Source organism: Providencia rustigianii DSM 4541 (assembly GCF_000156395.1).
GTDB classification, from domain to species: Bacteria; Pseudomonadota; Gammaproteobacteria; order Enterobacterales; family Enterobacteriaceae; genus Providencia; species Providencia rustigianii.
In genome coordinates, this window is sequence record NZ_GG703823.1 from 103,463 (window position 1) to 103,711 (window position 249).

Genomic DNA, 249 nt, shown 5'->3' on the forward strand with positions numbered 1-249 from the left:
GATAGCGCAAGGACCGAAGTTCCCCTGCTTTGCTCCTTAGAGATTATGCGGTATTAGCTACCGTTTCCAGTAGTTATCCCCCTCTATCGGGCAGATCCCCATACATTACTCACCCGTCCGCCGCTCGTCAGCGAGAAGCAAGCTTCCCCTGTTACCGCTCGACTTGCATGTGTTAGGCCTGCCGCCAGTGTTCAATCTGAGCCATGATCAAACTCTTCAATTAAAAGTGTCTGATGCTCAAAGAATGTT